This window comes from Blautia sp. OF03-15BH, from assembly GCF_003463065.1.
GTDB lineage: Bacteria > Bacillota > Clostridia > Lachnospirales > Lachnospiraceae > Limivivens.
The window spans coordinates 1-1,336 of sequence record NZ_QSCM01000044.1 but is presented as its reverse complement, the minus strand read 5'-3'; the positions used below and the strand labels follow the sequence as shown (position 1 = coordinate 1,336).

The window sequence follows — 1,336 nt, the reverse complement described above, 5'->3', positions numbered from 1 at the left end:
GAACACTGGCCGTCCTCATAGCGTTATTCTATTTTCATCATGCGGTAGCCCACACCAATATGTGTTTGAATATATTGTGGAGACTCCTCTGTTGGCTCCAATTTTTTTCGCAATGTTGCCATAAATACCCGCAGCGAAGCCACATCGTTATCCCAACTGCGGCCCCAGATATTTTGTGTGATAAAGGTATGGGTCAGTACCTTGCCGACATTCTTGGACAGCAGACACAACAGCTTATACTCAATGGGTGTCAGGTGAAGTTCGTTTTCATCCAGATAGGCGCATCCCCCGGCATAATCCACTTTCAACTTACCATTCACAAATACAGAACTGGCAGTAAACATCTCTGCCGTCATCAGAGAGAGTCTTCGCTGCGTCACCCGAAGTCGTGCCAGCAGTTCTTCTACCGAAAAGGGCTTTGTCAAATAATCGTCCGCTCCGGCATCCAGCGCCTTGATTTTATCGTTATCCTCGCTTCGGGCGCTGATTACAATAATCGGAACATTGGACCAAGAGCGAACCGTTTGAATGACTTGAACGCCATCCATATCCGGCAAGCCCAAATCCAGTAAGATGATTTCAGGATTGTGCGATGTGGCCTCCATAATGGCTGCCGAGCCATTGGGCGCTACCACATATCGATAATCATTTGTTTTCAATGTAGTTGTAATGAGATTTCGTACAGATGGGTCATCCTCAACCACTAATATCAAAGGTTTATTCATGAAGTTCTACCTCCCCTGCAGGTAATGTAAATTTAAAAGCAGTGCCATTTGGCTGATTGTCTGATACGGAAATCGTGCCGCCGTGGGCGGTCACAATGGACTTACAGAGGGACAGCCCCAATCCAAGGCTTCTGCGGCTGTCGACCACTTTATTGGCCCCACTATAAAACATATCGAAAATACGGGGTTTCTGCTCATCGGGAATCCCAGGGCCGTTGTCAGAAACGGAAACCGTGACCCATTGCTCTTTTTGATCGGTATGTATTTCAATTACTGAACCGACAGGGGTATATTTGATGGCGTTGTCAACCAAATTGATAATCACCTGAACGATCAGCTTCGCATCAATGTGGGCAAGGATAAAGTCTTTACCGCTGGTCACACGAATGGTGTGTTCTTTACTCTTTCTGTTGATGTGCTTCAGTGCTTCAGAAACGACCTCATCCATGAGTTCGATACTCCGAGTTAAATTGACCTGTCCGCCCTCGATTCGTGTGACTGCCAACAGGTTTTCAACGAGATTAATCAGCCACATGGAATCGTCATAAATATCGGTAAAGGTCTGCTCCCGCAATGCATCATCCATCTTTTTATAATTTGCAAGCAAATTG

General features: G+C 46.0%; 2 protein-coding genes. Both read right to left on the bottom strand.

The window, feature by feature from the left end; all coding sequences use genetic code 11:
• Positions 1 to 23: 23 nt before the first annotated feature.
• On the bottom strand, positions 24 to 725 hold the full coding sequence (locus DXA57_RS17070; RefSeq protein WP_117768438.1) for a response regulator: 702 nt from the start codon (positions 723 to 725) through the stop codon (positions 24 to 26).
• Positions 718 to 1,336, bottom strand: a 619-nt coding sequence (locus DXA57_RS17065; RefSeq protein WP_243005831.1) for a sensor histidine kinase, incomplete at its 5' end; no start/stop codon positions are given. The genes DXA57_RS17070 and DXA57_RS17065, both read right to left, overlap by 8 nt.